We start from the raw sequence: 23,726 nt of genomic DNA, 5'->3' as shown, positions 1-23,726 counted from the left end.
TTTTCATACTTTATTTTGGTTGACCAGTATACCAATCATTGGTCAACCAAATGTATAAATAAAAAATTAAGTGACACAATAACACTTATAATTATTTCAATCCCACATACTTAATATTTGTAAATACAAATCCTTATACACTGATTTACTGAAAGTTAAAAACAAGACAATTTTCTACTTTTTTATTAAATCTATATAATTAAAATTCTTGGTTCAGTATTTTAAAGATGAAAAGACCTTTTTATAGATCATGAATTTGTTAATAACAATGCTTAGATTAATTTAACTTATACTGATTTTCATTTTTAAGAAAATAAATCAATAAAAAAGCCGAATCACTTTCTAAAAGTAATTCGGCTCTTTTTAGATTATTTATGCGTAATCTTTCTATTTCACTACATTCGCTTTTACAGAAATGATCGTCACAGGATCTGTAGGATCGTTAGTAAAAATGGTAAACGATCTCACCTCTTTACCCGTTCTGGCTGTTTCTAAAAAGCGTAAATTTATATTTGATGATTCCAATGGCTGCACATCTTCATCTTCTACACTAAGTAATTCCAAGCCATGGTTTGCTTCCACTTTTAATATTTTCAATGGAACTTCGCCTGTATTCATTACAGAGAATGATACAATCTTTTGGCCATCATTTTTTACATTTCCTAAATTGATGTATGTATTAGATAAATTCATTTTTGGCTTTGGGCCATCACCTTGTGATTCTGGATAATGAATTGATGCTGATACTACAAATTTACTTTTGATATCTTCTTGACGATTGGACAATACCAAATTGATTGTATCTTGAGCATATCCAAACTCTGCTCTATCTTCTGGTTTGATAAATAATTCAAACGAACCTTCTGATTTTGGCCCCACACTATAGCGAGTACTATCAATTAAGATCCCAAGATGATCAGGCAATAAAGACGGTTTTTCAAAATACAGCGTATCGTCCGTATCATTATAAAAATAAACTGTTTTTGATGTAATGCCTTGCGCTGTTAGATTACCAAAACTCACTTTTTTATGTCCCCATCGGATACCTCCGTTTTCATAAGGGAAAAGCTGTTCTGCAGAAAGTTTATAAGGTCGAATAAAACCCGCAAATTTCACAACTTGCTCTACCGATTTATCTTTAAACTTTACGATGATTTCTTTAGAAAAAGGCCCTGCCTTATAAGGAACGTAAGCCACTTTAATTTCCCCTTTTTCTCCTTTTTTCAGCTCTTTTGAAGGGTATTCTGGTAGCAAACAAGCACAATCTGCAATGACAGTATCAATCTGTACGCTCGATGCTCCGTCTACAACAAATGGAAAAGATTGGGTAAGGGTATCTTCTGTATGCGATAGTTTTCCTAAGAATACACTATCCGATTCAAAATGTACATACTGTGCAAAAGTAGTAAGGGTTAATCCGAAGATTAACAAAAGGAAGGCAAATAACTTTTTAATCATATTATGGGGAAACAAAGTCTGAGCGTCAAATATAATGACTAAAACAGAAGCTTTGAAGAATTAAGAGTATTTTAAGCATAAAAAAACATGACACCATAAAATGATGTCATGCAATATTTTTAGTGGTTACAAAATTAACCTAAAATTTCTATTTTAATATAGCTAATAAAAAACCATATCGTTAAAGACCATATACTAATCAAAAAGTAACTTTGTCGTTTAACTTTACTACTTTTTACTATATAAAATGTGGGAAGCATTAATATCACGCCTCCTAATAATTCGATTGTATGATACACCCATTCTTTTACCTTTGGAATTATTGTATTCTTTTCTAGAAGAATCATTGTAACTCCAAGTAAGTTTATCAGTATCAAGTATATAAGTAAGAATCCCATGTAATTTAATCGTTAACCTATTGCTATATACATCGAATTCTATCGTAAAGTTGTTCTTGTAAATTCTTGTTTGGTTAAATAGTTTTAAGGGACAAACAAGTCTAGCATTAACATTTTACTTCTTTAACTTTCCATCACGAATAATAATTCTCTTCTGTTCACCCGACCATTTGATTTTTATTTTAAGGATATGCTTCTCCTGATCGTATCCCATATCACACTCTTCAGCTGGCATTTTTTTCTTATCGATACCAACACTTTTAGGATAGGTCGGTACATTATGAATTTCTAAAGTGATGTTTCTAGTTTCAGGAGCACCATCATAATTTCCCGATTTTGATAAGGTGATATCCACCCCTTTTTTGGAATAATTTGCCAATACATCGATCAACTGATAATTTCCCTTTTCAATGTTTCCAAATGTCTTTCCATCATCAGCGTACATGGTGATACTATGATTGTCCACCTCAGCATCTCTCCAAACCTGAAAAGTAATATCTTCGCTTGTATAATCTTCTGTACTTTGAAGTGGCTTTGTCGATAATGGAATAATACTCCCTCCTTTTACAAAAACAGGCAACTCATCTAAAGGAGCATCTACAGTAATGTTCTGCCCTCCTTCGTATTTCTTACCGTTCCATAAGTGGTACCAATTCTTTCCTTCAGGTAAGTACAATTGCTGTTCTCTTCCTCCCTTCTTTGTCACTGGCGATACCAAGTAAGCATCTCCCCACATATAAGTTAATGACTCATTTTTTAACTCTTCGTTCTCCTCTTCTTCTAAGAATAAAGGACGTAATAAAGGCATACCTGTTGTGCTGTTCTCATAAGCCAAACTATAATTGTAAGGCAACATTTTATATCGGTACTCAATGTATTTCTTGACGATATCAAAAGCCTCGCCATCATAATGAATTACCTCCGAAGGAATTTGTTCTTGTGCATGAGGACGATAAACAGGCTGGAACACTCCATACTGCAACCATCTGATATACAATTCTGTTACATCCTCTTGAGTGAAATCCCAATTCACAAAACCTCCTAAATCGGAGTGCATATATGGTACACCACTCAATCCCATCGTCATGCTAATTTGTGGTTGAGGAGTCAATCCTCCGAACGTTCTGCTCACATCTCCCGACCATGGAACCATACCATATCGCTGAGAACCAACATATCCTGAACGCATCAAAATAAATGGTCTTTGATCTGGGAAATCTTTTCTGTAACCATCATAGATTACTTTTGCCCACTGATGTCCATAAATATTATGTACTTCATCGGCAGTTCCATTTACATGATGTAACTCTGATGGATGCACTTCAGGTTCTCCTAAATCGCCCCACCAACCGGCAACACCTTGGTTATTTAATCCTTTGTATATATCCCAAAACCATTGGGCAGCTTCGGGTTTAAAGACATCGACCAAACCCGTTTCTCCAAAAAAGAATTCGTACACAAAAGGTTTTCCTAAATGATCTGTACCCAATACTTTTTTATTCTTTGCTTCCTCCCACTTTTTAGAAGTTGTGGTAATAAAAGGTTCTGTAATTAATATGGTTTTTACATCCTGATCTTTCAATGTTTTTATCATTTGATCTGGATTAGGAAAATTAGGCTTGTACCAATCCAATGTTCCCATATCACCTTTTACATCCGGCCCAAACCAATATAAATCTAAGATGATCGCATCCACTGGAACTTCTTTTTCTCTAAACTTTTGAATGGTGGATAAAACTTCCTCTTGAGAATGATAACCAAACCTTGAAGAAAAATTACCAAACATCCATAGCGGAGGTAAAGGTTGCTTTCCGGTCAAATTGGTCAAGTGATTCAGCATATCAGGATAATCTTTCCCTGCCACAACTACATAAGAAGATCGTCCTCCTATCGTTTCGAAAGCCAATTCTTCTTCATTGGTGTTGCCTACATCAATAAATCCAATAGGAGCATTATCATAAAGCAAAGCATATTTTCTAGAAGAAATCATCAGAGGCATTCCAAAGTTCATCTGAGGAGCAAACTCTTCATTAGAATAAGCCGCTCTATTGTATAATGGTAATCGATAACCTCTTCTATCCAAAGGTAAAGCACGTTCACCTCCACCATATAAAGCCTCTCCTTCCTGAATCTCGAACTTGAATCCTTTTAATGTATCTGCATCGAAATAGCCATCAGATTCTCTTAATAAAAGTTCCTTTTTTAAGTAATAAGAAATCTGAAAAGGAGCCTTCGAAACTTCTGCTCGAATGCCATCCGGTAGATTAAAATAAATGATGTTGTCTTTCTCTTTCACCTCCGGCATCAATTTGCTTGGTGCAAGAATAACCGCCTCTGAAAGTGGTAATGTTTCTGTTCCCTTGGGGTAAAATTGAGTTTCTAAAATGAAAGGTTGAAAAGGGCGAAGAACCACTTTTCCATCATTTACTTGAAGGACTAAATTCTGTCCATCCATAGTGTAACCTTCATATTTCCTTTGCCCAAAACAAAGTGATGTATATAGGAAGAAAACGAAAAAAAATAAATTCCTTGATGTTGGAAAAAAGCTAGTAGATATAGTGTGACGCATCAATTAAATCTTTCTTTATGATTATGATAGAATCAAATTAAAAAAAAATTATAGGCATTACTATTCTTATGTTATTAATTTTAGTAAATAGGCATTCCAAAAGTAATCCACTGAAGTTAGCATTGATTAACCTCAAGGCTAATGAACTTCTTATCAGAAATAATTCAAACGTTTATATTCAGCTATGACCAAAATTTTAGTTATCGATAAAGTACATGATTCCATCTTCAAAATGTTTGATGAAGCAGGTATAGAATATTCTTATCAACCCGATATCAAGGCGGATGAGGTACCCAATGCTATTCCTCCTTTTGATGGCCTAATCTTAAGAAGTAAGATGAAAGTAGGTGTTGATTTATTAGAATTAGCTCCCCAATTAAAGTTCATAGCTAGAGCCGGTGCCGGTGTAGACGAAATTGATGAAAACTATCTAGAACGTAGACAAATTACTTTACTGAATGCTCCAGAAGGAAATATGGATGCAGTGGGTGAACATACCATCGCTATGTTACTTTGCCTGATGAATTACCTCCACATTGGTAATTACGAGGTAAGACAAAAACTATGGCAACGTGAAGAAAATCGTGGGCATGAGTTATCCACAAGAACTGTTGGTATTATTGGTTACGGTCATATGGGACAAGCTTTTGCCAAACGTCTTATTGGATTTGGCTGCAAAGTATTGGCCTATGATAACGGTAAAACCAACTATGGAGATGAATATGCTCAAGAAGCCACTCTTGAAGAAATTCAAGCACAATCGGATGTTTTGAGTTTCCATATTCCTCTAAATGATCATAACAAACACCTTGTTTCTAAAGATTATTTAGGTGGTTTCAAAAAGCCGATTTACTTACTTAACCTTGCAAGAGGTGAAGTGATACCTTTCTCTACTATAGAATGGGGATTAGACAACAATAAAATTATAGCCGCAGGATTAGACGTATTGGAAAATGAAAAACTCCATACACTAACGGATGAGCAAAACAGAATCTTCCAAAAATTAGCCAACGACGACCGTGTTATTTTCACTCCTCATGTAGGTGGATGGTCGTTTGAATCGTATGAGAAGATTAGTATTGTGCTTGGGCGGAAGATTATCAACTTATTAAATAAGTAAAAGAAAAATATCACAATCCTTTCATCATGAAACATTTAAATGATGAAGGGATTTTCGTATTAATATATTTTTTAGTAAAATTGCATTCAGAAATAAACTTCTATTCACCATAAAACATATCTCAGGATAAAAGTCATGTAATTGTTTTCTCAATACCTTCCGTCAATTTTAACTGTCTTCCACAGAAGATGGACCTTTTGCTATGCAATAAAATTGACTCTATCAAAAAGAGAAAACCTTGTTTGCCAAAACAAGAAAATCAATTACTTCATTTTAAAATCATGACTTTTTCAAAAAAGTACAACAGGAGTCTGCACGCTTATAGTAGTAAAGGCACGACCTCCGACGATCGCTTTATGCCTAAAGGATATGTTCAAGCATTTTCTTCTTTAGATCGACTTGTCCTCACCGAAAAGCTAGACGGACAAAATAACTGTCTAAGTAAATTGGGAGTATTTGCACGATCACATGCCGCTCCATCTCAATTACCCTGGGATAAACCTTTATTGGATCGATGGCAATTGATCAAAAATCAGCTAAAAGGCTTAGAAGTCTTTGGTGAGAATATGTACGGCATCCATTCCATTGGGTATAAAAAATTAGAATCCTTCTTCTATGTATTTGCCATTAGAGAAAACGATCGATGGCTTTCATGGGAGGAAGTTAAGTTTTATGCAGCATTACTAGATTTTCCCACAGTTCCAGAAATCAATATCAAAAAATCGCTCTCTGAATTTCTATCAAATAGTAAAAATGATGAGGAAGCACTACAAAATTGGTTGACTTTTCAATTAGGATATCCATGGGAAGAATATATTCAAACAGAAGGACAATTAGGTGGATACGATGTTCACACTGATCTTCCTTGTTGTGAGGGTTTTGTCATCAGAAATGCAGATGAGTTTCCTACTAATTCGGGATTAGTTTCTGTTTGTGAAAATGAGTTTAGTGACTTGTTCAAACTAGTCAGAGCCAATCATGTGAAAACGGATGAACATTGGGTGAAGCATTGGAAACCTGCAAAACTTACTAATTATCACACTTATCAATGGCACGCATATGAATACTAAAAATATCACATGGGAAATTCCTTCTGTTCAAATTTCTTATCCATTAGATTGGAATAAAATAGAATCTGAATTTGAATGGTTATCCACATTAAAAACAATTCCTCAAGATCCTATTTGGCATCAAGAAGGTGATGTTTATACGCACACCAAAATGGTGGTGGAAACTTTACTTAATTTTAATGATTTTAAGGCCTTATCACCCAACGAACAATATATTTTGTTTCTATCCGCCTTATTTCATGATATTGAAAAACGATCGACTACCACCACCGAAATAATAGACGGTGTAGAGAGAATCGTTTCTCCAAATCATGCTAAAAAAGGAGCACAAACAGTGAGATCACTACTTTTTGAAAAGTACAATACTCCTTTCAAAATAAGGGAACATATTTCCAATTTAGTCCGATTACATGGTTTACCTCTTTGGGCGATTGATAGAGATGATCCTTCAAAAGAAGTCATCAAATCGAGTTTGGTTACCAATAACAAGTGGTTAAGCATGCTGGCTAGATCAGATGTATTGGGTCGAATTTGTGATGACAAAGAAGATATTCTCTACAAGATTTCTTTATTTGATGAACTGTCTAAAGAACAAAACTGTTGGGACAAACCTTATGCTTTTGCTTCAAATTATGGTCGATTCCTCTATCTCAATCGATCGGATATCGCTCCATTCTATGAACCTTTTGAGGATTTAACTTTTGAAGTGATTGTTTTATCAGGCTTACCAGGAGTAGGAAAAGATACTCACATCAAGAAGAATTATAATGACTTTCCAATGGTATCTTTAGATGAGATTAGAAGAGAAAATCAATTTGATCCTACGAATGCTAAACACAATGGCAAAGTGATTCAAATGGGTAAAGAAGAAGCAAAAGTCTTGTTAAGAAAAAAAGTTTCATTTGTCTTCAATGCGACAAACCTCACATTAGATCTTCGACTAAAATGGATTCGTCTCTTTTTGGACTATAAAGCCAAAGTAAAAATAGTCTATATTGAAAAGCCTTTAAAAGAGATCTTCCTTCAGAATCAACAAAGACAGTGGGTGGTACCTGAGCAAGTCATTTCTAAGCTCAGTAAAAAAATAGATATTCCTCAATACCATGAGGCACACGAAATAGAATTTATAACACAATAAACAAATGGATTACAACGAAGAATTCGCAGCAAACAAAGAGCAATGGAATGCTAGAGTCGACAGTCATGTAGCCTCTAAAATGTATGATGTTCCAGGTTTCCTAAAGGGAGACACCTCTTTGAAAAAAATAGAACTGACCGAGTTACACGGTATGGAAGGCAAAAAAGTATTGCACCTTCAGTGTCACTTTGGTCTGGACTCATTATCACTGGCAAGAATGGGAGCTGATGTCACTGCTTTAGATATCTCTGATAAAGCGATTGACAAGGCCAGAGAATTAAACGATCAGTTAGGATTGGATGCTCAATTTATTTGTGCCAACCTCTACGATATTGATCAACATCTCACGGCAGAAGCACAATTTGATATGGTATTTGTATCCTATGGTGCTATCTGCTGGCTTCCTGATCTTAAAAAGTGGGCATCACTTATTGCTTCTTACCTTAAACCCGGTGGAGAGTTTTATATGGTCGAAATGCACCCTTTTATCTACACTTTAAACTGGGATACCTTTGTTCCTGAATATCATTATTACAACAAAGGAGTGTATAAAGAAACAGTAGAATCGAGTTATGCAGACAGTACTCCTATGAACTTAACAGAGTATTTCTGGGTGCACTCTGTAGATGAGATTATCAATGCTCTTTTCGAGAATGGTTTAAGCCTAACCAAGTTCAAGGAACACGATTATCAGACCTACGATTGTTTCGATAACATGATCGAAAGAGAGAAAGACGAGTTTGTCTTTAAAGATGTAAAAGTGAATATTCCTTATATACTTGAAGTGAAATTCAAAAAATAAATTGTGGAACCTTCTATACATCAAAATGAAGGTCTTTCAAAGTCAACTTTTTATAACATTAGCCCAGGTTTTACTCCTGGGTTAATGACTAAAAATTCCTTTAATAAGCTTATTGATATATACCTTATTATTTCCTTTTTTCACTTCTTCTAAAATACCTAACTTCAGACATTCTTTAATATGCTTAGAAGCGGTGACTCTAGTTACTCCTAAACCAGATTCAATATATTCCACCCTTGTGTATCCTTGAATAAAAAGAAGATCAACTAATCTAGGGTCATAGGCTTTACCTGAACTGTTTCTTAAACTCTCATGAACATATTCAATTTTGTTTTTAAAATCTTCTATAATTCTAATCGTTTCCTTTGCTGTTTCAGTAATTAAGTTCAAGAAATAAATAGCATATTTTTCAAACCCTTCATTATTATTCATTCGTTTAAAATGACCATAATATTCATGTTTTGTTTCATTTATTTTAGATGAAAGATATAATATCGGAGAATTAATCACTTCCATTTTCATTAAATAAAGAACGTTCAAAATTCTTCCTGTTCTACCATTTCCATCATAATAAGGATGTATACATTCAAATTGAAAATGAAGAAAAGCAACAAAAATTAAAGGATCAATATTAATATCTTCTTTATTAAATTCGATAAGAAAGTTATACAAGTGTTTCGTTATTTCCTCAAACGTTTGAGGAGGTGTATAGATTACTTCATTCGTCACATCATTTCTAATAACAGTTCCTCCTCTAACTCTTAACCCCTGACTATTTCCAACAACTATAGATTGTATTTTATTGATAATATTCTCGGTTAAAAAACCAACGTCTTCTAACATTCTCATTCCTTCAAATAAGGATTCTCTATAACCGATCACTTCTTTTTCAGAAGCCTGCGTTAGTTTAGGTATGGCAAGTGATGTATATAGTTCATCATAGGTAGTTATAATATTTTCTATCTCTGATGATTCCTTTGCTTCTCTTAATACAAGTGTATTGATAAGAATATTTTGATTTGGTAAACTTTTAGCTGCTTCATTCATACGTTCTATATAACGAACAGTTTCAGTAAGCTTTTTAAGCAAAGAGATATTCTCTATGTTTTGTATATTTAAAGGAAAATCAAATAAGTTATACATACTTTATTATTTTTTACAGCAACTATGTAAAGTTAAAATAACAATATTAACCTAAAAACACAAAATTGATAAAAATTAAAAATAAGTTAAACTTCCTCTAAAAGGATTTATTTAAAATTAGAATCATCTTTTTTTCAATAATACCTGTTAATTTTGTGCACGAATTCTATTCGACTGCGTTAATGTAGTTGATAGTTTAGTTCAAAATCAAACAATGAGAAAATTCTTATCACATAAAATTTCCATTCAGATCATGATCTCCATGATGGCATTTCACTTATTCAACGTAAGTGTGAATGTTAATGATGATCTATTGCCTGATGAAATGGAAAATGAGATCGAAAGTATTTTCGAGTTGATATCTGTGTATGCCTTCGATTCCGATGGTAACTTCTCAGATAACCCTTCTTCTGAAGATGAGAACAAAACTGTAGTGGGTGTCATCAACATCACTTGGTTTATGAACGCATCCACAATTATTCCTTCAAACCCGTTGGATAAGGACGAACTTCCAACCGATCAATCCTTACCGATCGCTCGTCCGCTATTCTATTCTAATCCAACATTTTCTATTGATACGCCTCCGCCGAAGCTGAGCTAGGTGTGGGAAGCTGAATTAACGCTCGGTATTAAGTAATAACTAATAGGTAATAAGTAAGAGGTAAATTTTAGATTACCTTGGATCTTTTATGCTTTTAGAACTTATTCGAAAGCTATATTCTATTAATAATATTCCAACACATTTCCTTTTGTTTGAGTGATGATTTATGGGTCTTATGACCTCTCTAATTAACTAATCTATAGTTGACTCTCACTCACAATAATCAATCATTTATTGTTTATTCCTACATCAAAAGAGCATCTGATGATATCTCTTCTTGATTACTCTTTGATGTACAATTCCTAGTAACAATGCAAAAGGTACTATTAGGGCTTATCCTAATGTGTATGCATATAACATCATACGCACAGGAAAATAAAAACCAATTATCCTTGTCGCTTACACTGCCTCAAGGTGAAGAAATATTCTTAGAAAAAAACTTAACGTTAGTAGCGGAACGTCATAATATAGATATCGCTAAAGCGGAAATCATTCAGGCCAAAGCATGGCCAAACCCTGAACTCGGAGTCGAGATCGCTATGTACGACAACGAGGATAACAAGTGGTTCAGAACTGATTCTGAAGCACAAAGAGTGGTAGAAATCCATCAATTAATCGAGATGGGTGGTAAGCGTAAAAAGCGTACAAATATCGCTCAGAAGGAAGCAGAAATTGCTGAATATGAATTCTACACTACAATGAGAGAGCTTAGAACTGAACTAAGATCTTTAATGGTGGAACTGCATTACCTTCAAGAAAAATCAAATAGTTATTTGAATGTGATAGAGCCTTTGGAAAGATTGATCGAAGTTTACAAAGAACAATCTGAAAAAGGCAATATCGCCAAATCAGAAGTAGTACGTTTAAAAGCCTTACTTCTTGATGCCCGCAAAGGGTGGTTAGATATCGAACAAGAGGCCACTGATGTTTCTTCTCAATTAAAACTGATATTGAACCTGCAACCTCAAGTAGATTTAACGATTACACTTCCTACTTTTAACTACAGTCAAAATGTTGTTGATCCTGAATTATGGGTTTCTGAAGCACAGGAACACCGTATGGATTTCAAAATTGAGCAGTTAAGATTACAGCAGGTGGCGGAGTCTTTAGCTTTGGAAAAAGCGGAGAATGTTCCCGATATCGAATTAGGAACAATGTACGACCGTAGAGGTGCACACCAAGCGGATTACTGGGCATTGCAAATTGCGTTCGATCTACCTGTTTGGAACAGAAACAAAGGGGGAATCCAAGCTGCAAAAATTGCACAAGAGCAACAACAGGTAAAAGTTACTCAAGCAGAAAATCAGTTACAGATTGATGTGTACAATGCTGCCCAAAAGCTTAATCAAATTACTAAGGTGTACGATGCACTCGACCCCGAACTTTCTGAAGAGATGAGAGCGGTGATGGAATCTGTAACGAAAAGTTATCAGAAACAAGAAATCAGCTTGATCGAATTCATCGACTTTTTCGAAAGTTACAAAGAGAACCTAGGGCAGTTATTTGATACGGAATATGCATTATTCTCGGCCTTAGAGTTAATCAACTACACTGTGGGTAAAGACATCTACCCTATCCAATAATCTATTGATCCTAATAATCAGAACAAATCATGAAAAATATATATAAAATCTTCCTTCCTGTATTGAGTATTGCTTTCCTTATCGGTATGGTAATGAAGTTCGGTATTCTTAATGCCAAAACTCAAGAAATTGATACTACTTCTTCATTGAATGAGCTTACTGAGAGTATGAAAAAAATGATCAAAACTCAGAAAGTAAAAAGTGATTTCATGCAGCATATCACTCAACTTACAGGTAATGTGGAAGCGGTGCCTAACCAACAAATTTCTGTTCCTGCTATCGTTTCAGGTAGAGTAACTGATGTAGTCGTTGATCTAGGTGACCAAGTGAAAAAAGGTCAGGTTTTAGCAAAAATCTACTCTTCTGATATGGCAGAGATCCAACAAGAATGGATTGAGGCAAAAGCAAATGTAGACCGTGAAACAAAAGAGTACGAAGTGGCTAAATCATTATTTGATGCTGGTTTGAGTTCTACTTTGGAAATCCAACAAGCTAAAAGTGAGTTGGAGGCGGCAAATGCTCAATTAGAAAAAGTAAATCAGAAAATGAAGTTGATGGGTAATACGAACAGTGCGACGCATATCGTTAGAGCACCTATCAGCGGAACAATTACAGAGAAATCGATATCACCTAACATGATTATCAAAGAGGATCACGACGAAGCGTTGTTTACTGTAGTGAACCTTCAGAAAGTGTGGGTGAAAATGAATGTTTTCGAATCGGATATTCAATACATCGAAATGGGTTCAGATATTCAAGCATCAGCTTTAGCTTATCCTGATAGAGTTTTCACTGGGAAAGTAGAAAAGATCTCTAAGTTTATCGATCCAGAAACTAAGGTGATGCACGCAAGAGTAGCTATTCCTAACCAAGAAGGTTTATTGATGCCAAATATGGCCATGAATATTCAAGTGATTCAGAAAACGAACGAAGAGGTATTTGCAGTGAATGAAAATGCAGTGGTTTTCCATAATAATAAAGACTTTATCGTAAAGAAAAATGGTGAGTCGTACAGCATCATGGAAGTAAAAGTAAAAGGGAGCAACCAATTTGGTGACACTTTAATTGAAGGTAACCTTGTTCATGGAGAAGAGGTAGTTACCGAAAAAGCACTTTTACTATTTAACGACCTGATTAAACTATAATATAATCCACTGCTGTAATGAAAAGATTTATAGAAAACATTATCGGATTCTCGTTACGAAACAGATTCTTTGTCTTTTTCTTAACGTTAATCATGATCGTTGCGGGTGTAATTAGTTATCAGAATACACCTATCGAGGCATTTCCAGATGTCACCAACCCAAGAGTAAGAATTATCTCTCAATGGGAAGGTCGTAGTGCCGAAGAAATGGAAAAATTTGTCACTTTACCCATTGAGGTAGAAGTGAATTCCACTCCAGGTAAAACAGAGGTTCGTTCAATTTCATTGTTTGGTTTGTCTGTAGTGACCATCGCTTTTGGTGATGATGTAGACGAGTTCAAAGCAAGACAATTGGTCGCTAACCGTATCATGAATGTGGACTTGCCAGATGGTGTGGATTCAGAAATGGAACCTTCTTCTGGTCCTACAGGAGAGATTTACCGTTATACACTTTCGTCGGATCATCAATCGGTACGTGAATTAAAGACGTTACAAGATTGGACAATCGAGAGAAAATTGAGAGCCGTTCCTGGCGTTGCTGATGTGGTCAGTTTTGGTGGTGAAGTAAAAATCTACGAGGTTTCTGCCAATCCTCACTTAATGTCTCAATACGGTATCACTTCTTTAGAATTATATGAAGCACTAGAAAATAGCAATGTCAATGTTGGTGGTGATGTGATCGAAAAACGTAACCAAGCCTATGTGGTTAGAGGTATCGGTCTCCTGAATAATAAAGAGGAAATTGAGAACGTCATCATCGAAAGAGAGAATAACACAACTATCCTTGTTAAAAATGTTGCTGAGGTGAAAGAAACTCACGCTCCAAAATTAGGTATCGTAGGGCTTAACGAACAATCTGATATTGTTGAGGGTATTGTCGTGATGCGTCGTGGTGAAAACCCAAGTGAAGTGATCGAAAGATTAAAAGATAAAATTGAAGAACTGAACGAAAGAGTATTGCCGGAAGGAACGCAAATTGATCCTTTTTACGATCGTTCCGAACTAATTGATTTTACCACGAACACAGTCACAAAAAACTTGGCTGAAGGTATCTTCTTTGTCGTCATCTTCGTGTTACTTTTCATGGCCGATTGGAGAACAACATTTATTGTTTCCATCATCATTCCTTTGTCCCTTTTATTTGCTCTGATCTGTATGCGAATGAAAGGTATGACAGCCAACTTACTTTCATTGGGTGCTATTGACTTCGGTATTATTATCGATGGTGCTGTGGTAATGGTAGAAGGACTTTTTGTGGTCCTTGATCGAAAAGCAAAGTCGTTAGGAATGACTCGTTTCAATAAGCTTTCTAAGCTAGGTTTAATCAAAGAAACTGGTGGAAAATTAGGAGCTAACCTTTTCTCTTCTCAGTTAATCACTATCCTTGCTTTAGTACCTATTTTCGCCTTTCAAAAAGTAGAAGGTAAGATGTTCTCGCCTTTAGCTTTCACCTTCGGATTTGCATTATTAGGCGCATTAATCATGTCATTAACACTAGTACCTGTATTGGTAAGTGTGTTATTGAATAAGGATGTAAAAGAGAAAGAAAATTTCTTCACTCGTTTTATGCAGAAAATCTTTTATGGTGCATTCTCATGGGCATATGCTCGTAAGAAAATCACCTTGATGATTTCAGGAGCAGTGTTATCCGTAGGTTTATTTATGGGAAGTCAGATGGGTACAGAATTCTTACCTCAATTGAATGAAGGCGCCATATACATTAGAGCATTTATGCCGATTAGCGTCAGCTTGAATGAGTCCCACGACATGACCAAAAAACTAAGGAACGAGATTCGAAAAATTCCAGAAGTGAGAGGCGTACTTTCACAAACAGGTCGACCGAACGATGGTACTGACCCTACAGGATTCTTTAATATCGAATTCCATGTGGATCTGTATCCTCAAGACGATTGGAAACGTGGTCTAAGCAAAGCGGAAATTATAGAAGAATTAGAAAATAAATTAAGCGATTATCAAGGAGTCACTTTTAACTTCTCCCAACCAATTATGGACAATGTGGAGGAAGCCGTTACAGGTGTAAAAGGGGCTTTGGCCTTGAAAATCTATGGCAAAGATTTATATCAATTAGAAGACCTTGCAGAACAAGCACAAGAAGTGATGCAAGACATCGATGGTATTGCCGATCTGAATATTATCAAACTTATTGGTCAGCCTGAATTGTATATCGATCTTGATCAGGTAAAAATGGCACAATATGGTGTAGCTACAGCAGATGCCAACTCTGTAATAGAAATGGCTATCGGAGGTAAAGCAGCTACACAATTGTATGAAGACGAACGTCGTTTTGATATCAGAATTCGTTATCCTGAGGAATATAGAAACGATACACAAGCCATTGGAAAAATTAAAGTACCGACTTTAGATGGAGGTAGTGTTCAGTTGAAAGAAATCGCTGATATCTTCACCAAAACAGGCCCTGCCTTTGTGTACAGAAGTGATGGAGAACGTTTTGTTGCCCTGACTTTCTCAGTTAGAGGTAGAGACTTGGGTAGTACTGTAGCAGAAGCTCAAGAAAAAGTAAATGCCGCCTTACAACTCGATAAAGGAATGTACATGTCTTGGGATGGAGAATTTAAAAACATGGAACGTGCCCAACAACGACTTATGCAAGTGGTACCAGTTGTCATGGTCATGATCTTCCTTGTCCTTTTAACTACCTTCAATAATATTAGAGATGCTAGTTTGGTCATGATCAACGTACCATTCGCTTTAGTAGGTGGTATTTTAGGTCTTTCGTTCTTCACCATCAACTTTGGTATTTCAGCAGGTGTCGGGTTTATCGCCCTATTCGGTATTTGTGTACAGAATGGTGTATTACTCGTCTCCAAATTCAAGACTAACCTTAACGATGGATTATCCTTGGATGATGCCGTTAAAGATGGTGTTAAATCTAGAATCCGTCCGGTATTAATGACCGCCGTAACTGACTTTGTTGGTCTATTGCCAGCATCAATGTCTACGGGTATTGGGTCAGAATCTCAGAAACCATTAGCTGTTGTGATTGTATGGGGAATTTTAACGGCGACCGTACTTACGTTAGTCGTTTTCCCTGTCATTTTCAGTATTTTCTATAAAAATAAAACCAAACCTAGTTTGGCATAATCATCATCAAAAAAATAGCTAGAGATTAATTTCTCTAGCTATTCAATTTTATTTCTTTTGTTTTTTTCAAGCCATTCGGAAAAATACTCCAAAGGTTAGGCACCGTAATCGTAAACGTAGTTCCCTCATCAATTTCAGATTCAACTTCAATCTCCCCTCCTAATCTTTTTACTGCTTCCTGAACGATATAAAGTCCTAAACCCGATCCATAATTAATATCAGTAGCTCTGTAGAACATATCAAATATTTTCTCCACATGCTCTTTTCTAATTCCGATACCATTATCCGAAATCTTTAAGATTAAATCGGAGGGTTCGACTACTGCTTTAATGTTAATACAAGGCTTGTAGGATCTAGAAGTAAATTTAAAAGCATTGGAAATGATATTATTAATAATGACCAATAACCTTGATTCATCACAGTAAAGTGGATTATTAGCCTCTACATCAATCTCTATCAATACTTTCTGATATTCATTAATAAATTTATACTGATCCAGTGTTGTTTGTAATAATTCATGAATATCTATCTCACTTGGTTTTAACTCCATTCTATTATTTCTTGAGTAATTCAAGATATCATGAATGAAATCATCCAATTTTTTTAAGCTTCTTTGCTGTAATTTTAAATACTCTTTTACTTGGGTATAATCAGAATCTAAACTCAACTCAATTAAACCTAAAGCTGAGGTAATTGGTGCCCTTAAATCATGAGATACTCTGTAAACAAAGTTATCCAACTCTTTATTGGCTTTACTTAAAGCTTCATTTCTTTTCATCAAAGTTTCTTCATAATCCTTTCTGTGTGCAATGTTCTTTAGAATACATAAATGCCCAATAGGATCTCCATAAACATCCGAAAGAAAAGTGGTTTTCACCTCCATCCAAATTTTTTGTTCGTCTTTATCTAGAACCTGAACTTCAATTAAACTATCGTTATTGTTTATTTTATTTAGAGTGATAGGTTGATGTATCCCATTATTATATTCTTTAAATATGAGATCGAATGAACGGTTTAATAAGTACTTTTTTGGAAAGCCCGTTAAATCAATAACCGTCTGATTTGCATAGGTAACTCTTCCTTCCAGGTTAATAACTAAAACACTGTCCTGAACACCTCTTAATATATTGGATTGAAAGAATAACTTTTCATGATTTTCATGCTGAAGAGTGATATCTCTACCCATACAATAAATAAAACCATTGTCGGTATTTCTAGAAATATCCCATTCAAAATATTTAAACTCCCCCCATTTTGTTCTATATCGGTTAATAAAAGACTTTACTAATTTTCCTTCATAAACTTCCTGATAAATACGTAAAGACTCGTTGATATCATCAACATGCAACCAATTGACAAAAGAGTAAGATTTTAATTCCTCAATAGAGAAACCTAATGTTCTCTCCCAACTATTATTCAAAAATAAAAATTCCCAAGTACCTGGATCAACTACCGCACATAAACTAAAAGCATCAGAAAAGAAAGGTTTAAACGTTACCTCATTCTCCTCAATAATACCTTTTCTCATTGTGGAATCTCTAAATGCATTCCTCTTCTTTTGATCACTTTTATGGATTAAAGTTTCTGCCACAATTTTCAATTGCTGAGTTGCATTCGTATCCAAATCCACTCCATTTTTTGGAATAAGAATACATATCAGACAAAAAACCTCATCTTTTTGACTATCAATAATGGGCACACAAACCTGTCCCATTTTATTTTGAGCTATATTTTTTGATTTAACCGATTCGATTTGAAGATTTTCAAAACTGGGTACTGCTACATTTTGTTTTGAGAAACGACTAATGCAATTAAAAAATTCTAACTGATGATCTACTTTACAGATCATACCGTAATAGGCTTGTTGATAATTCATATAAATCGTCAACAGCATCTCCATGATCTCCTTTACATCGAGGTCATGATCATTATACCGAAGGTTTAATCTGAGTAACTGATTATAATATTCGTCCTTTTTGGTCATTAAATAAATTTAGAGTGAATTAAGAAGCAGTAAGATTAGTCGTTTTTTAAATTAATGAAATATCTATTTAGATCAAATTATTAAAGAATTAAAAATCAGCTTTTTGACATCAAAAAAAATATAATTACAAAAAACACTTCATTTCTATCTAACATTTTCCACTTCTATGAGTTTTCTAACTATTTGATGATTTAGGAGTAGAAAAATCAAAATGTAGTAAGGTCCCAGATATACATTCACTACTACAACCAATGAGGGGATAGTTTATTTTAATTTGCTTCTTTATAGGAGGAATACTTACACGGTTTGTGAATAAATATTGATCTATTGATAGTTTTTAACTTCTATTTCGTTGATAATCATAGTATAAAGGGTAGCTATTTTACGAAAAAAATTGATTACCGATTATTTTAATCGTATTTTTGCAAACCGAATTTTAAAACAAAGAAAAAGTGGAGCATACATTTAAAAAACCTGCGACAAAACGTCCAGTGGAATTAATGGCCCCAGCAGGCGGATTTGACTCAATGATGGCAGCCATCCAAGGTGGTGCCGATTCTATATATTTTGGGGTAGAACAGCTCAATATGAGAGCTCGTGCCTCTATGAACTTTACTCTTGATGATCTTGAGGAAGTAGCTCGTATCTGTAATGAGAACGGTGTTAGATCGTACCTTACTTTAAATACGATTATCTATGAGCATGATTTATCTATTATGCGTAGAGTAGTTGATCGTGTAAAAGAATCTGGTATTACAGCCATTATCGCATCAGATCAAGCAGTAATTGCTTATGCATTTAGAGTAGGTGTAGAAGTGCACATCTCTACTCAAGTAAACATTACGAATGCTGAGACTGTACGTTTCTACGCTACATTTGCAGATGTAATGGTACTTTCAAGAGAGCTTTCTATGGTTCAAATGAAAACGATCTGTGATACGATCAAAAACGAGAACATCACTGGTCCTTCTGGAGAATTGGTAGAAGTTGAGGTATTCGCTCACGGTGCATTGTGTATGGCCGTTTCTGGTAAGTGTTACTTATCATTACATACGCAAAACTCATCTGCGAACAGAGGTGCTTGTGTACAGAACTGTCGTAGAAAATACAAAGTAATCGATATCGAAGACGGACACGAGTTAGAAATCGATAACGAATACATCATGTCGCCAGAAGATTTATGTACTATCGACTTCCTAGATCAATTATTAGATACAGGAGTGAAAGTATTGAAAATCGAAGGTCGTGGTAAAGGTCCTGAATACGTAAAAACAGTTGCTCAGTGCTACAGAGAGGCTATCGATAGCTACTTCGACGGTACTTACACTAAAGAAAAAGGTGAGCAATGGAAAGAGCGTATGACTGAAGTGTACAACCGCGGATTCTGGGGTGGTTACTACCTTGGTCAGGAAATGGGTAAATGGACAGATCAGCACGGATCTAAAGCCAAAACTAGAAAAGTATTCTTGGGTAACGGTCGTCGTTATTTCAAAAATATTCAGGTGGCAGAATTCCAATTGGAAACTCAAAAAGTAAAAGTGGGTGATCGCCTTTTAATTACTGGACCAACAACAGGTGTAGTGGAAACAGTAGTAGAGGAACTTCACGTAAACGACGAAGGAAAGAAAGAAATGGCGGTAAAAGGCGATACATTCAGTATCAAATTGGACACACAAATTCGTCCTTCAGATAAATTGTATAAATTAGTGGATGCAGAGACTGTAGAAGCTTAATTCGTTAAAAACGATCATGAGTAAAATTACAATTACGCATCAACGAAATAAATGCATAGGATGTAACTACTGTGTGGAGTTTGCTCCAGACAGATGGGTGATGTCCAAAAGAGATGGGAAAGCTACATTGGTGGGAGGAGTCAATAAAAAAGGCTTCTATACAACTAAGGTAAGTCCTATCGAATTAGACGAAAACATTAAGGCAGCGGAAGCTTGCCCAGTGAAGATTATAAAGGTCAAAGAGTTTTAATAGCTTTTTGATGAAGCGTAAAGAGGTGGATATCTTACAGGTATTCACCTTTTTTTATACAAAAAAAGCCACTCAATAAATGTATCAAGCGGCTTAAAGGGTTATTCTGAGATATAATTTTTTTACCTTTTCGATCGTTTAATCTTTCGATTTTTTATCAAAAAGCTCGTTTTCTTGAAGCTGTTTTACAGAATCATTCAATTTGATTTCTTTGTATCGTTTTGCTGAAGCATTTAATTTTTCTACTTGAGTCTGTTCATCATTTTGTTTAGCATCAAATACTCCTTTTAAAAGTGATGTTGATTTAAACTCAGTCCAATTCACCGTTGTTCCGTCATTGGAATGCTTCACTCTGTAAGTTTCTATCAGCTTTGATAATTCATTTTGACTCATATCTGCCTTAATTTCCACCACGTTTTCAGAAGACAACTCTTTTTTAATGTCTTGAGCATTCACATGTAACATCGAAATTAGGGATAGCAGAGAAATAATAAATAGCTTTTTCATTGTCAGATTATTTAAAGATTGAATTTTGAGACATCAAGAAGTTATTCCTTATTGATGATGATACAAATATCGGGGTGACAGCATATTTTCAGTTGCACGAAATCACATACTACTTACACATTCTAGTCAATTCATCCTCCAACATAGTATTTGACATGAACCATTCAATTTTTGTTGTATAGAATGGTTCATTATGATTAAAAATCAAATTTTGTCATTAACTGAAATCTATTGGCTGTTCCTAAAGCACTATTGGCCGTTCTTTGTGTTCCCCTCATGTATTCTATACCTGTAGAGAAATATTTAAGCGGTTGCCAAACCAAGTTGATGTGAGATATACCGCCTGCCTTTAAAGCAAATGGATCTCTAGAGTCTGGAATGTCCATCAGCCAACCATAGGCATATGAAAAGTTGGAAGACCATTTTTCGTTCCAGTGATGCGTATATCCAACCAAGGCAGAAAATGATTTCATGGCCACTAATTCACCCTCTTGGGTTAAAACTGCATTGGCATTACTACCAATAAAAGCCAGAATATTTTCTCCAGATCCAATACCGTAATTGACATTCCAGGAAACTGAATTCTTTCTATTTATTTGTCTTCGTCCACCAAAAATGATATCCAATTGTGGAGTGGATGCATTCTTTCCTTCAGGGCCACCTGTCCAATTTAATTGAGCGGCACTTGCTCCGAAAAATAGTTTAGTGTTTTTCTTACTGTAAATGAATTTCATCGATAGTAATGGAAGCTGTGCTTGAGCCACGCCATTTAAGGTATTTGGGTTTTCGATACCCATATTTTCCAAGTATTCGATACTTGCTCCAAACAACCAATTTTTATTGATATTGGTCTCGTATCTAATCTGATTAGAACGACCTCCAAAAAGGGCATCGCCAGCTGCAAAATCAATAATAAAAGGAAGTGTCTCCAAGAATGTAAGGTTGGTCCATGTTTGTCCAAAAGTAAATTTCCCCACTTTTAAATAGGCATGTCGCATTCGAAATTGATTTCCTGTTGAAGAAAAGAAATCGCCTTCCACAAACATTTGTACAGGCGTATTACTCACCTTACTTCTGACGTCTAAATTGATTCTTGTTTCTTTTGAGAAAAAGCTCACATATCCGGTACTTCCGTAATCTGCCTCCCCTTTCACAGGAATGGTCGACATCAAAAATTGCGTTTTATCTCGGGTGCCGTTCACATCATATACGAAATCGTTTTTCATGTAGCCCCCAATTTTCATTCTTACGTTTCCTTTTCCTGACATAGGCCAAGACCCTGGAAACGATGGGTCTTCCCATGGTACCTCCTCTTCATCAATATTTTTCTTTTTTGAGAGTTGATCTGATATAAAGCCTTGAGAAAACAGATCGCCGATAAAGAAAAAACTAACAATGAGAAATAATTGAATAGTTTTCATTTGTAGTATTAAGATTGGTTATTAAATATCAAATAGAACTCCTTTCTTTTCTACTTGATGTCCCACAAAATTACTTTGTTCATGAGGGAAACATTTACACAAAACGACAGGTATTTTGCATAAAACTGTCTTCATTTATATCAGTTACTCACCACAATTATTTGATTAAAAAAAAGAGGCATCATTCTGATAAACTATCAAAATGAATACCTCTATTGGGAATACCCAAATCAATTTTCAATCAATGAAAATATTACTAAAACACTTGTCTTCTATTGTTCTTCATCAAACAAACCTGAGTTTGCAATCTGACGAGCATATCTATGGATAGAATCGTCAGGAACATTGGTTGAGAAGAAAACAATTACTAAATCTTTCTTTGGAGAAACATAGATACCTTGACTTTGGATACCTGATTTCCAGAAATCACCATCTTCCCAAACGCCATCCCATTGTCTAGCATTCGAAATCACATCGTCGTCTCCTATTCGGTCTACAAACACAGAACCATCAAATCCGTTTCTATAAAACTCTCTTGATCTTGTTCCATGCTGAATTCTACTAATGATCTCAGGAGAAACCACTTGTTCTGTAGCCGTTTTATTCCAACTTGGTGTGTATAACATACCTATCTTTGCCATATCACGTAGTCTACTGGAAACAATACCATGACCAATGGCCACTCCGTTGGGCGATAAGTGAATGTTTAGGGTAGACTCTGCTCCCATTTTTGAATAAATTCTTTCATCGACAAACTCTGAAAAAGGTTGGTTAGAAACCGCCTCTACTAAAAGAACCAACATTTGTGTATGTGGTGATCCGTATTCTAATTTTTCCCCTGCAGGGTGAGTCGACTCCGCATCTTTCAATACATCCCTTACTTTTTCATTTTTACCATTGTACGGCAAACCAAATTCTGCTAAGAACATTCTTGTAGTAATAGAATTGGGATCTGAACGTGTTTCGTCATTTTCTTCAGAATTAAGTCCTGTAGTCATATCCATCACGTCTTTTACTTTTACCTGACCATAAGCAGTGTGTTTAAAGTCATGTACATAATGTCCGATGGTTTGATTCTCATCTATTTTACCATCAGAAATCAATAAATCTACTGCCAAACCTGGAATAATCTTCGCTGCAGACATCCAAACATGATGATCGTTTTCTGTCATTCCTTGATAGTTTTCAAAGACGATTTCACCTTTATGAACCACTAAGAAACCTTGTGCATAACTGTGAGGATGCACCATGAAATCATTTAATGAGATCTCTCCAAAATGTTTGGTTTGTGCTTTGATCTCTCCTACCGCTGGATTAATATTTTTGACTAGTTCCATTTTGTGATTCGGCTCAAGTAATGCCGTATTGAACAATTCTGAAGTTCTTAATCCCCACCAAACGGCATCATCTCCACCCTTTAATAAATGCGGCAAATTATAGTTCTCTCTAAACTTTTGAACTTGATCTTGAGTGAAACCATTTGAGAATTCTTTTATCGGTGTTCTATAATCTCCATCAATTTCGTGAACGTTGGTTCCTTGAGCATTTACTTGTGACATAATTGATCCTGCTAATAATGATGATAATAATATTTTTTTCATGTTTCATTTTTAGATTGATTGATGACACAAATATCTTTTGTTCAACCTGAAACTATTTACAAGAAAAGACTTAGTCTTTAC

At 35.2% G+C, this 23,726-nt stretch carries 17 protein-coding genes; 10 read left to right on the top strand and 7 right to left on the bottom strand.

The genetic code is table 11. The features are described from left to right. Nucleotides 1-387: 387 nt before the first annotated feature. Both KMW28_RS02910 and KMW28_RS02905 read right to left on the bottom strand, forming a co-directional pair. On the bottom strand, nt 388-1,458 hold the full coding sequence (locus KMW28_RS02910; protein WP_169664968.1) for a DUF1573 domain-containing protein: 1,071 nt from the start codon (nt 1,456-1,458) through the stop codon (nt 388-390). A gap of 513 nt (nt 1,459-1,971) precedes the next feature. Then, a complete protein-coding gene (locus tag KMW28_RS02905) occupies nt 1,972-4,425 on the bottom strand; it encodes a glycoside hydrolase family 31 protein (protein ID WP_215585791.1) in 2,454 nt (817 codons plus the stop codon). Between the two features lie 184 nt (nt 4,426-4,609). Between KMW28_RS02905 and KMW28_RS02900 the strand changes: the two genes are divergently transcribed. The 4 genes from KMW28_RS02900 (at nt 4,610) to KMW28_RS02885 (ending at nt 8,555) form a co-directional block, all read left to right on the top strand. Further along, entirely contained in the window at nt 4,610-5,545 is a 936-nt protein-coding gene (locus KMW28_RS02900) for an NAD(P)-dependent oxidoreductase (protein WP_169664970.1), read from the top strand. Nucleotides 5,546-5,826: 281 nt separating this feature from the next. After that, nucleotides 5,827-6,615, top strand: coding sequence for an RNA ligase family protein (locus KMW28_RS02895; protein WP_169664971.1), 789 nt, complete (start codon nt 5,827-5,829; stop codon nt 6,613-6,615). Next, nucleotides 6,605-7,753, top strand: a complete 1,149-nt coding sequence (locus tag KMW28_RS02890) for an AAA family ATPase (protein WP_169664972.1) — start codon at nt 6,605-6,607, stop codon at nt 7,751-7,753. Before KMW28_RS02895 ends, KMW28_RS02890 begins: the two co-directional genes overlap by 11 nt. 4 nt (nt 7,754-7,757) lie before the next feature. Next, nucleotides 7,758-8,555, top strand: coding sequence for a class I SAM-dependent methyltransferase (locus KMW28_RS02885; protein WP_169664973.1), 798 nt, complete (start codon nt 7,758-7,760; stop codon nt 8,553-8,555). 81 nt (nt 8,556-8,636) lie between these two features. On the opposite strand, the gene KMW28_RS02880 is transcribed toward KMW28_RS02885, so the two are convergent. After that, complete coding sequence (locus tag KMW28_RS02880; protein WP_169664974.1) at nt 8,637-9,698, bottom strand: Fic family protein; 1,062 nt, start codon at nt 9,696-9,698, stop codon at nt 8,637-8,639. Nucleotides 9,699-9,912: 214 nt separating this feature from the next. Between KMW28_RS02880 and KMW28_RS02875 the strand changes: the two genes are divergently transcribed. The 4 genes from KMW28_RS02875 (at nt 9,913) to KMW28_RS02860 (ending at nt 16,149) form a co-directional block, all read left to right on the top strand. Further along, on the top strand, nt 9,913-10,299 hold the full coding sequence (locus KMW28_RS02875; protein WP_169664975.1) for a hypothetical protein: 387 nt from the start codon (nt 9,913-9,915) through the stop codon (nt 10,297-10,299). A gap of 311 nt (nt 10,300-10,610) precedes the next feature. Then, nucleotides 10,611-11,882, top strand: coding sequence for a TolC family protein (locus KMW28_RS02870; protein ID WP_215585789.1), 1,272 nt, complete (start codon nt 10,611-10,613; stop codon nt 11,880-11,882). 29 nt (nt 11,883-11,911) lie between these two features. After that, nucleotides 11,912-13,027: an efflux RND transporter periplasmic adaptor subunit gene (locus KMW28_RS02865; RefSeq protein WP_169664977.1), complete on the top strand. Its 1,116-nt coding sequence runs from the start codon at nt 11,912-11,914 to the stop codon at nt 13,025-13,027. Nucleotides 13,028-13,044: 17 nt separating this feature from the next. Continuing rightward, nucleotides 13,045-16,149, top strand: coding sequence for an efflux RND transporter permease subunit (locus KMW28_RS02860; protein WP_169664978.1), 3,105 nt, complete (start codon nt 13,045-13,047; stop codon nt 16,147-16,149). Nucleotides 16,150-16,183: 34 nt separating this feature from the next. On the opposite strand, the gene KMW28_RS02855 is transcribed toward KMW28_RS02860, so the two are convergent. Continuing rightward, the gene (locus tag KMW28_RS02855) at nt 16,184-18,133 is read right to left on the bottom strand and encodes a PAS domain-containing sensor histidine kinase (protein WP_169664979.1); all 1,950 of its coding nucleotides are present in this window, start codon (nt 18,131-18,133) and stop codon (nt 16,184-16,186) included. A 452-nt stretch (nt 18,134-18,585) separates the two neighbouring features. Here KMW28_RS02855 and KMW28_RS02850 point away from each other — a divergent pair, with 452 nt between their 5' ends. Both KMW28_RS02850 and KMW28_RS02845 read left to right on the top strand, forming a co-directional pair. Next, nucleotides 18,586-19,866 (top strand): peptidase U32 family protein, encoded by a 1,281-nt coding sequence (locus KMW28_RS02850; protein ID WP_236941073.1) that lies wholly within the window; start codon nt 18,586-18,588, stop codon nt 19,864-19,866. Between the two features lie 16 nt (nt 19,867-19,882). Next, entirely contained in the window at nt 19,883-20,116 is a 234-nt protein-coding gene (locus KMW28_RS02845; protein WP_062620355.1) for a ferredoxin, read from the top strand. A 138-nt stretch (nt 20,117-20,254) separates the two neighbouring features. On the opposite strand, the gene KMW28_RS02840 is transcribed toward KMW28_RS02845, so the two are convergent. The 3 genes from KMW28_RS02840 to KMW28_RS02830 form a co-directional block, all read right to left on the bottom strand. Beyond that, nucleotides 20,255-20,623 carry a hypothetical protein gene (locus tag KMW28_RS02840; protein ID WP_169664980.1) on the bottom strand — a complete coding sequence of 123 codons (369 nt, stop codon included), beginning with the start codon at nt 20,621-20,623 and terminating at the stop codon, nt 20,255-20,257. Nucleotides 20,624-20,820: 197 nt separating this feature from the next. Then, nucleotides 20,821-22,044 carry a DcaP family trimeric outer membrane transporter gene (locus KMW28_RS02835; protein ID WP_169664981.1) on the bottom strand — a complete coding sequence of 408 codons (1,224 nt, stop codon included), beginning with the start codon at nt 22,042-22,044 and terminating at the stop codon, nt 20,821-20,823. A 272-nt stretch (nt 22,045-22,316) separates the two neighbouring features. After that, entirely contained in the window at nt 22,317-23,645 is a 1,329-nt protein-coding gene (locus KMW28_RS02830) for a serine hydrolase domain-containing protein (RefSeq protein WP_169664982.1), read from the bottom strand. Nucleotides 23,646-23,726 lie beyond the last annotated feature (81 nt).

It is taken from the genome of Flammeovirga yaeyamensis (genome assembly GCF_018736045.1).
GTDB lineage: Bacteria > Bacteroidota > Bacteroidia > Cytophagales > Flammeovirgaceae > Flammeovirga > Flammeovirga yaeyamensis.
Note: the sequence above shows the minus strand (reverse complement) of the source record. Positions and strands in the feature narration are given on the sequence as shown.